9 protein-coding genes are annotated in these 7,450 nt (G+C 53.3%); 1 reads left to right on the top strand and 8 read right to left on the bottom strand.

The window, feature by feature from the left end; translation table 11 throughout:
* Positions 1-19: 19 nt before the first annotated feature.
* From PHV74_02260 to PHV74_02275, 4 genes are all read right to left on the bottom strand, one after another.
* Positions 20-1,246 (bottom strand): CoA transferase, encoded by a 1,227-nt coding sequence (locus tag PHV74_02260; protein ID MDD5093187.1) that lies wholly within the window; start codon positions 1,244-1,246, stop codon positions 20-22.
* A gap of 270 nt (positions 1,247-1,516) precedes the next feature.
* On the bottom strand, positions 1,517-2,167 hold the full coding sequence (locus PHV74_02265) for a CBS domain-containing protein (GenBank protein MDD5093188.1): 651 nt from the start codon (positions 2,165-2,167) through the stop codon (positions 1,517-1,519).
* Between the two features lie 344 nt (positions 2,168-2,511).
* Positions 2,512-2,823 carry a muconolactone Delta-isomerase family protein gene (locus PHV74_02270; protein MDD5093189.1) on the bottom strand — a complete coding sequence of 104 codons (312 nt, stop codon included), beginning with the start codon at positions 2,821-2,823 and terminating at the stop codon, positions 2,512-2,514.
* A 307-nt stretch (positions 2,824-3,130) separates the two neighbouring features.
* A complete protein-coding gene (locus PHV74_02275) occupies positions 3,131-3,517 on the bottom strand; it encodes a hypothetical protein (protein MDD5093190.1) in 387 nt (128 codons plus the stop codon).
* A 172-nt stretch (positions 3,518-3,689) separates the two neighbouring features.
* Here PHV74_02275 and PHV74_02280 point away from each other — a divergent pair, with 172 nt between their 5' ends.
* A complete protein-coding gene (locus PHV74_02280; GenBank protein MDD5093191.1) occupies positions 3,690-4,610 on the top strand; it encodes a hypothetical protein in 921 nt (306 codons plus the stop codon).
* Here PHV74_02280 and PHV74_02285 read toward each other — a convergent pair.
* The 4 genes from PHV74_02285 to PHV74_02300 are packed head-to-tail and all read right to left on the bottom strand — an operon-like array spanning position 4,598 to position 7,391.
* Positions 4,598-5,032 (bottom strand): ACT domain-containing protein, encoded by a 435-nt coding sequence (locus PHV74_02285; protein MDD5093192.1) that lies wholly within the window; start codon positions 5,030-5,032, stop codon positions 4,598-4,600. The two genes, PHV74_02280 and PHV74_02285, sit on opposite strands and share 13 nt — an antisense overlap.
* Before the next feature lie 10 nt (positions 5,033-5,042).
* Complete coding sequence (locus tag PHV74_02290) at positions 5,043-5,570, bottom strand: 2-oxoacid:acceptor oxidoreductase family protein (GenBank protein ID MDD5093193.1); 528 nt, start codon at positions 5,568-5,570, stop codon at positions 5,043-5,045.
* Entirely contained in the window at positions 5,560-6,288 is a 729-nt protein-coding gene (locus PHV74_02295) for a thiamine pyrophosphate-dependent enzyme (GenBank protein ID MDD5093194.1), read from the bottom strand. Before PHV74_02295 ends, PHV74_02290 begins: the two co-directional genes overlap by 11 nt.
* 26 nt (positions 6,289-6,314) lie before the next feature.
* Positions 6,315-7,391 (bottom strand): 3-methyl-2-oxobutanoate dehydrogenase subunit VorB, encoded by a 1,077-nt coding sequence (locus PHV74_02300; GenBank protein MDD5093195.1) that lies wholly within the window; start codon positions 7,389-7,391, stop codon positions 6,315-6,317.
* Positions 7,392-7,450: the final 59 nt, after the last annotated feature.

Raw genomic sequence — 7,450 nt, forward strand, 5'->3', positions numbered from 1 at the left:
CTCTCCTTCTGATTGACCCCTATATAACCCCGGCGTGTCGTAGCGTGAGTAATTCATCCTTTGTCATTCCAAGTTCCCCGGCGTACACTTCATTATTGTGTTCACCGAGAAGAGGGGCAGTTCGCTGCAAGTTCCAACCTCTTATCCCATCCAGATACAGAGGCGAACCGATATAGCTCAACCGGCCTGCCACCGCGTGGTCTGCTTCGACGAAAAAGCTTCGGTGAGTCAGTTGAGGACAACGGGCTATATCCTCGGGTGTGTTGACGGGCAAAATCACAAAGCCTCTTCTCAACCCCTCAGCAAAGAGCTCTTTCTTCCCAAAACGTCGGACGAAACGGCTCACGAAGCTCCTTACAATATCTGCAACGTGCTTACGGCTGTATACCGGCCCTTTGTACATGGGATCAAGCAGTTCATCCCCTCCACCCCAGTCACTTACCAACTGAGCGAACGTATCCCATTCTGCAGCGGACGCAAGGCAGAGAAAGACCCATCCGTCTTTACACTCGTAGATGCCCCAAGGTTCCGCAGCAGGTCTGTTGTTTCCGCTACGGACCATGTTTATATTCTCCAGGCTCCAGAACTGATGGGCCAACTTATCTTCCACAAAGGTGATAAGCGCCTCCTGTATCGAAATGTCTATATATTGCCCAACCGCGGAGACCTCTCGATGGTACAGGGCCATCATGATGGCGGATGCTGCATATAAGGCTGCCGGTGGAAAAGACTGACTGCCTCCCAATTTCAACGGGGGACCATCCGGATTTCCGCAGATTTGCATTACGCCAGACATGGCCATGCTGATCAGGTCTGTGGATTGATAGTGGTGAAGAGGCCCTGATTGTCCGAATGGAGTGATCGAAGCCATCACCAGCGCCGGATTGATCACTTTGAGCGCTTCGTAATCCAGCCCCAGGTTTTTGAGGTATCCGGGGGGGGAAGTCTCCAGCAGAACATCAGCCTTCCGAACCAGTTTCTTGAGAATGGCCTGCCCATCCGTATGTTCGAGGTTCAACGTGACGCTTCGCTTGTTGGTATTGTTGTGCAAAAAAAAGAGACTCTTGTCCAGATGGGGATCGTCATGGACAAACGGTGGCCATCGCCTGGTCCTGTCACCCTCTGGAGGCTCCACCTTGATGACATCTGCCCCCAGGTCAGCAAAGAGCTTGCTGCAATGGACCCCCTTCTCATCGGCGAGGTCAATCATTCGGAATGCGCCCAGCAATGTTTCCTCATGCGTCATTTTCTGTTGGACTCCTTCCTGAGCAAGTCGATTACATCCATCCCCGTCAGGCCGACATTCTTCCCCCTGAAGTATATCATCCATCTTCGATAAATCGAAAGCGCCTGGCATCGGTCATCCTGATGCCAGGCGCAGATTAGCCTCCGGTGGTTATTTATACCATTTGAAGGGTTAGAGTGATGAGTGGTTATTCTGCTTATGTTGCCGAGGCGCTCCTTCGATGGCGAGGATCGGCCAGTAGATCGAAAGCAGTCAATGCTTGAGCGGCAATCACAATTTGTCCGGCACCAGGTTGAACTTGTACCCCTGTTTACGCAATGCGTCACCGATGGCAGCCAGATCGCTGGCCTCGACGTGAACGGCAAATAGTTTCTCGACTTCCCTCCCCGGGGGGACGGTCATCAGAGTGACGATCCTGGCATGATGACTGTTGAGGACTTGGATGATATCAGGCAGGTCCTCCTGTTTGGTCTCGCTCTCGAAATACAGATTGGCACCGTGTTCCCTGGGGCGCATGATTTCCTCGAAAAGCCGGATGAGGTCCGTTGTGGTGATGATGCCGATCATTTTCCCGCTCCCATCAACCACCGGCAGGGCTCCAACGCGATGTTTGCGGCCGACTGATGCAGCCTGACTCACATAGGCATCTGGCAAAATGGTGACGACGTCGCTGGCCATGACTTTCTGCACCGTTGTAGTCGAGATCGAGTCGCCGGAATGCCTGCCAGATTGAGACGATCCGAGAGAGGCGATTGACTCCCTCAGCCGCGCATCGGTCAGCATTCCGATCAGTTTCCCGTTTCCATCTACCACCGGCAAATGGTGTATGCGATTATCCCGCATCATTGTCTGTGCCATATGGATCGGAGTATTGGGAGTGGTGGTAATCACTGGTGTTCGCATGCACTGGCGTATAAACATCTCAAACCTCCCGAATCAAGTTTCTCAAACAAGAATCTGTTGATAGTGTGCTCTATATGTGATGCAGATTCGTGGATATATCCTACTCTCTTCTCGCTAAGCAATCAAGCCTTCCGGTGCTGCTATGGGCCTGAAGAGGCAGATACCGTGAGTTCACCTGCTAGAGATCATCTTGGCAGATGGCCATTTCCCATTCCCCTCAACAGAAGGCGCAACGGAACTATAGATATCAGAAGGGGCTGCTTTCCAATTCAGATGCAGCCCCCAAATCCCCGCCGTACATAAAGAGCCGGATACAAATACCTGCAACCCCTTTCCAGATGCCTTCTCACTTGGAGCAAGTCTTATTGGTTGGCCTCTTTGATGTTCTCAATATAGGCTTTCATCGTTGCGTTTATATCGGCCAGCGCGTATACCTCAAAATCCATGAACGCACCGATGGGAATGGAAGCAATCGTTTGAGCGGCGTCATCTGCATCGGGAAGCTCCCATATGATTACAGCTCGCCCTCCGGGAATCGCATATGCCTCCAGAACCTTGCCGATCTTCTTCTGTTCCCCGATCCAATCGAGGGTCGCCCTTAACATCTGTCTCATGGGCGATTTAGGAGACGTGGCCGCTACGTCTTTCATGGCACAAAAGCTGAGGAACTTCATCTTCATCCTCCTTTCGGCTCTTCTTGTTTGCGGGGGATTGATTATATATCCACAAGCCGCTAAAGTCAACAGTGAGTCTCTTCCAGCACCAGATGAGCTTGAAGGGAGGGCCGATTTTCATCGGCCTCAAGCGCCGTCAAATGGGCAGGTAATCGGTCCCAGTTTCGAGTATCAAGTGGTACGATGCAGCCAGTGGTATCATATTTGCCGGGCTGCACTAACAGGCTGTTGAAAAAGAGGTGAAGGATTCCTCTTCTTCCCCCAAGAGTGGGGGCCAGGGGGTTGATTAGGACTTAGTCGAGTTTTCTTATCTCTTCTCCGCCACATAAATATCCGCTTCGATCATTTGCCCGTTTTCGAAGAAATGATGGGCGAAATAGAGGTTTCCCTCATCATCGAGAGAGAGGTCGTCATTCAAAACTACCCGTTGGGGCTCCTGCCATGCTGAATCGATTCTGTGGGAAACGTAAATCCCGGTAGTGCCATCGATGAGCTGCTTTTCCGCGGGCACCTTCACGTCCGGGGTGAAGAAGAAATAGAGGGTGTTGCCGTCGGGTGTGACAAAAGGCGAATCTTCTGTTCCGGCGCTGCTGATCGGAGCGGACACCGGCACTGGGATTGCCCACTGGCTGGAATGGAGCACAGTCGGATACACAGCCGTTTTGGGAGTGACCTTGATTGCATTCGACGGCATCTTGCTTTCTCTGGGCATAATTTCCAGAGAGCCCTATTCATCGGCGCATCCGGTGAATAGGATCAAACACACCGATATCCCAACCATGATCACTTTCCACATATGCTGCCTCTCATTAGCCTTCTGTCCAATGGCGACACAAATCCAGGACCCTATTCTAGCATAAACGGACATGAGAGCGTTGCTCGAGTTATTGGGCTTCCGATATGATGGTACAATAATGGTAGATGTCCGAGCATACAGAGCAGATGAGATGAAAACCCTATCACAATGGTTTGATCGGAGGAGAAACGTCTGGAAATGGGCAATCAAAGTATTGCTCTTGCTTCTGTTGGTCTTGCTGGTGTTGTTCCCCCGGGTGGACCGTTTGCCGGTGACAATTCACCGCTACTTCAATCCTAATAGTCTGGTAGATCCCCAGTCTCCTGCCTTAGATCCGCTGATCGATGAATTCGAAAAATATCGTCAGCCGGATTGGTCCAAGACGGAGTTGATGAATTACATTGAAGCTTTTGTCTATTACAAGATTCCCTATGCTTATGATTGGAACACCTGGGCCAATGCCGACTATTTGCCGACCGTTGAAGAAGTGATTAAGAAGGGCAAAGAGGATTGTGACGGCCGGGCGGTCCTGGCAGCTTCGATGCTGCGCCGATACGGTTTCGATGCCACCCTCGCCGGAAACTTCCAGCACATCTGGGTCAAGACGGAGGTTGGGGAAACCATGGGACCGGGCGAGAGATCGTTTATGGAATACACCGAGGAAGGCAGGCGATTCAATTGGGATGCTTTACGGGATATGCCGAATGAATACAGCTTTAACATATCGGTCTTCCCGCTGTGGCGGGAGTTGATTATTGCGATAGGGGCATGGCTCATCTTGAAGGGACGTCATCTGAGCTTCAGCGAGGGCCTGATATGGCTGGGGCTGGCAGTGGTCGGCCTGTTGCTGATCCGCGGCGGAGGCTATGACTCAGAGAGCTTCAAAAACTGGCTGGGATCGCTGATCCTCGTGTTCGCGGTGATAGCGCTGGTGGTGCGATCTTACCAAACCAACAAACGGGAGTCGCCGCAAGGCCCCTACAGCGCGTAAAGCTCTCGCCCGTAGGTGGTCACCCAGTTCTTTTTGAGAACCTTCAATGTTTCTTCAATCTTGTCCACGCTGAGGATGACAATGGGTTGGCCGCTCTCTCCCCTGCCTAGGTAGGTGTAAATGGACTGGATGTTGATTCCGGCATTGGCTAAGGGTTTGAGCACTGCTTGAAGCGCGCCGGGATGGTCGGGGACTTCCACTGCGATCACATCACGCTCGCGCACAGTATAGCCGCGGCTCTTGAGCACATTGAGGGTCTTATCGGGATTATCGGTGATGAACCGCACGTTACTGACATCGGAAAGATCGCCTGCCGCCAGAGCCCGGATGTTGATCCCTTCATATCCCAGAAACTCGCTCACGCGCAGAAACTGGCCCGGCTCATTCTCCAGCGTCATGGAAATCTGTCTTACCGTAGTCATGGCTCACTCCTCACAAGTTATATCCTGCCATCAGCGCTTTCTTGTTGATTTCGATCAGCGATTTCTTGCTCTTGAGCGTATCTTCCAGCACGTGGAACAGGGAATTGACCGAAACCAGATTGCTCTTCTTGCAGAAGGATCCCAGCATGATCATATTGGCCGATTTGGGGCTCTTGAGTTCCTCGGCCATGGCGTTGGCAGGGACTTCAACGATATCGATATCGCCCCGGGTGACTGTGGTTCGGGTTATCGAAGAATTGATGAAGAGGACTCCCCCGGAATGCACATGGTTCTGATATCGATCCAGGGACGGTTGATTCATCACCACCAGAAAATCGGGGGATGAAGCCACCGGAGAGGCAATCTCTTCATCGGATATGGCCACGGTGCAATGGGCGGTGCCGCCGCGAACCTCCAGCCCGTAAGCGGGCAGGTAGGTCACGTATTTGCCTTCCTCCATCGCCGCTTCCGCCAGGTTGAGGCCCATCGAGAGCACCCCTTGGCCGCCAAAGCCTGTAAACATCGTCTTAATCAGCATCTTCTTTCTTCCCGGTTGTATCTTTGATTACGCCCAGCGGAAAGACCTTGACCATCTCCTTATCGATCCACTTCCAGGAGTCCAGAGGTTCCATCTTCCAGTTGGTGGGACACGGAGAAAGAACCTCCACCATGGAAAACCCCAGGCCATCGATCTGCGCCTGGAATGCCTTTCGAATGGCCTTCTTGGTCTTGCGGATATTGGCCGGAGAATTGACCGCCGTCCGCTCAAGATATACTGTGCCATCAAGCAGAGCCAGCATTTCGCTCATTTTGATAGGGCTTCCCTCTTTGGCCGCATTCCTGCCCAAAGGGGTGGTGGTGGTCTTCTGGCTCAACAGTGTGGTCGGAGCCATCTGTCCGCCGGTCATTCCGTAGATGGCGTTATTGATGAAAATGGTGGTCAGATTCTCTCCCCGGTTGGCGGCATGGATGGTCTCGGCAATGCCGATGGCGCAGAGATCGCCGTCTCCCTGGTAGGTGAAGACGATGGCCTCGGGATTGACCCTCTTCATACCGGTGGCCACTGCCATTCCCCTGCCGTGCGCTACTTCGGCCATGTCGACATCAAAATAGTTGTAGGCAAAGACGCAGCATCCGACGCCGGGAATTCCAACCGCGATGTCCCGGAGGTTCATCTCATCGATCACCTCGCCGACAAGCCGGTGCGCAATGGAGTGACCGCACCCGGCGCAGTAGTGGAACTGGACTGGCTTCATGCATTTGGGTCGACTGTATACCTTGTTCACTTCTCCGCCCTCAGCCCTTTCTGATAATAAAGACGATTGATTACCCGGAAGACCTCGTCTGGTGTAGGAATCACGCCTCCCGGCCTGCCGTAGAAGGAGATTTCTCCTTTACCTGCCAAGGCCAGCTGAACATCCTCCAGCATCTGCCCCATGTTCATTTCAAAGACCAGGAAGTGGTTGGTTTGATGGATCAAAGCTTGAACGGCTTCCGATGGGAACGGCCAGAGAGTGATCGGCCTCAGTAGTCCCACCTTCAGCCCGCTTTCCCGCGCCCGCTTGACCGCTCCTTTGGCGATTCGAGCGGAGCTCCCGAAAGCCACCACCACCAGCTTGGCATCTTCCGTCAGGAAGGTTTCGGAGGTGGTTTCATTCTTTTTGATCAGCTGATATCGCCTGAAGAGGCTCCAGTTGAGCTCTTCCAGCTCAACTGGCTTTGAGGTCAGCACTTTTATAATCCGGCTGGGCCTTCCCTGTGCGCCTCTCAAGGCGGGGCTTCTGATCGGCAGCTCAACCGGGGCTTCGTGTTTGAACTCCACGGGCTCTTTCATCTGGCCCACCATGCCGTCGCCGAGGATGATCACCGGAATCTTGTACTTATCGGCCAGATCGAAGGCGCGATGGGTGAGATCGGCCAGTTCCTGCACCGAGGAGGGAGCCAGAACAATCGTGCGATAGTCTCCATGCCCGCCGCCTCTGGTGGCTTGAAAATAATCCGATTGAGAGGGGGCGATGCTTCCCAGTCCGGGACCTCCCCTCGACATATTGACGATGACGGCCGGAAGCTCGCAGGCGGCCAGATATGAGATGCCTTCCTGCTTTAAGCTGATCCCCGGACTGGAAGAGGATGTCATTGTCCTCACTCCCGCCAGGCTCGCGCCGTAAACCATATTGATAGCGGAAAGTTCACTTTCCGCCTGGATGAAGGTGCACCCTTTTCTCTTGGGCAAATTTGTGGCCATGTACTCCGTCAGCTCATTCTGAGGGGTGATCGGATAGCCGAAATAGGAGGCGCATCCGGCCCGGATGGCCGCTTCCCCGATGGCGCTGTTGCCGTCCATGAGAACCTTAGTCACGGTACACCTCGATCACGATATCCGGGCACACCACCGCGCAGGTGGCACAGCCGGTGCAC

Source organism: Dehalococcoidia bacterium, assembly GCA_028711995.1.
Lineage (GTDB): Bacteria > Chloroflexota > Dehalococcoidia > SZUA-161 > SpSt-899 > JAQTRE01.

Coding starts and splice junctions, on each gene's coding strand:
- PHV74_02260 (MDD5093187.1), bottom strand. CDS start 1,246: ATGACGCATGAGGAAACATTGCTGGGCGCATTCCGAATGATTGACCTC.
- PHV74_02265 (MDD5093188.1), bottom strand. CDS start 2,167: ATGTTTATACGCCAGTGCATGCGAACACCAGTGATTACCACCACTCCC.
- PHV74_02270 (MDD5093189.1), bottom strand. CDS start 2,823: ATGAAGTTCCTCAGCTTTTGTGCCATGAAAGACGTAGCGGCCACGTCT.
- PHV74_02275 (MDD5093190.1), bottom strand. CDS start 3,517: ATGCCGTCGAATGCAATCAAGGTCACTCCCAAAACGGCTGTGTATCCG.
- PHV74_02280 (MDD5093191.1), top strand. CDS start 3,690: ATGAGAGCGTTGCTCGAGTTATTGGGCTTCCGATATGATGGTACAATA.
- PHV74_02285 (MDD5093192.1), bottom strand. CDS start 5,032: ATGACTACGGTAAGACAGATTTCCATGACGCTGGAGAATGAGCCGGGC.
- PHV74_02290 (MDD5093193.1), bottom strand. CDS start 5,570: ATGCTGATTAAGACGATGTTTACAGGCTTTGGCGGCCAAGGGGTGCTC.
- PHV74_02295 (MDD5093194.1), bottom strand. CDS start 6,288: ATGAAGCCAGTCCAGTTCCACTACTGCGCCGGGTGCGGTCACTCCATT.